This is a genomic window from Vibrio qingdaonensis, from assembly GCF_026191675.1.
Taxonomy (GTDB): domain Bacteria; phylum Pseudomonadota; class Gammaproteobacteria; order Enterobacterales; family Vibrionaceae; genus Vibrio; species Vibrio qingdaonensis.
Window position 1 is genome coordinate 1 of the sequence record NZ_JAKRRY010000119.1, and the last position, 1,194, is coordinate 1,194.

Below are 1,194 nucleotides of genomic sequence, written 5' to 3' on the forward strand. Positions count from 1 at the left end.
ATCGAAGTTTTCGGGTTTTTCATCAATGTATAAATAGTATTTAGGCTGAGGGCGTTCGAAGCTTTCACCGGTGATCACGGCGCTTTTACCTTTGTCCATAAAGGCGAAGACTTGAGCCATAAACTCGGTATTATCATTTTCATTGTTGAAATGCGCTCGGCCTGTTGGTTGAACAAAGAAGTTGGCAGGCCAGAACTGTCGTTTTTTATGCTCGCTGTACAACAATAAGTTAAGGCCTTGCATCATTTCACGGTAACCAAGGCTATCAAAATGACAGGCGGCTACCTTGCCCCTACGCCATGTGTAGACTATTTTTCGCTCGCGATCAAAGTAGATATCCGCCATTCTGGGTAAACAAAGAAAGGCAATGGTTCCAGCCAAGGAGATCATCAATAGCACACAAATAACACCAATTTTCTTGTATGTAGAATGTCGATAATAATCATTAGCATATAGGTGTATCGCTTTGAGATTATTAAATATTGAACGTTTTCCATCTTTACCCACTAGCGTACGATAGTACATGTCTCGCTTCTCATCGTATTCCCTACCAAGATCCTTATATTCTTGATTTGATTCAACTCAATCATATTGTGGGCTCGCTCTATCATCCCCTGATTTGGGATAAGCCAGCCGATCATATAAAACGATAGGCCCCAGAAGGCCAATACAAAAGGTGCTATATAGACAAACCGAATGGTTTGTGTTGGGGTGGCAACTGATAGCGTTGTATCGTTAACCTGCATGATTGAATTTTGCGGATCTTGATAGGTATCTAGCGTGATTCTGTTATTGAGCCACTCTCGCAACTCGACCTCCACGGTTAGATGCAATGATGCGTTTTCGAGTTTATGCTTAGCCGGATCAGCCAATGCATGTTGAAGTGCATCAGCAAACGCTTTTGTTGCGCTTTCATCAAGTTGCATTGAGTATTGGTTGGGCTGAATCATCTCTAACTTGCGCTTTTGAATTGACCCCACAATTTCAGAGACACCCTTGACATAGGCTGGGAGCACGAATTGGTAGGTCACTTTTTATTTATTTTCCAAAGGTGTAACCTTAAATCGCATGACCTCTTACCCGATTTGTTTGGTAGTGGGAAACTAGGTCATCTTCAGCGGCAAGAGCCCCTTCAACACGCTGCTCAAAGTTATCCGGCTTTTTATCCTTACGTAAGAAGTATTTTGCTGGCGT

General features: G+C 42.5%; 1 protein-coding gene and 1 pseudogene. Both read right to left on the reverse strand.

What is annotated here, in order from left to right; genetic code table 11:
• A pseudogene (locus MD535_RS25565) lies at positions 1 to 525 on the reverse strand (hypothetical protein); the annotation flags it as partial.
• Complete coding sequence (locus tag MD535_RS25570) at positions 507 to 1,031, reverse strand: hypothetical protein (protein ID WP_265678096.1); 525 nt, start codon at positions 1,029 to 1,031, stop codon at positions 507 to 509. The pseudogene MD535_RS25565 and the gene MD535_RS25570, both read right to left, overlap by 19 nt.
• Positions 1,032 to 1,194: the final 163 nt, after the last annotated feature.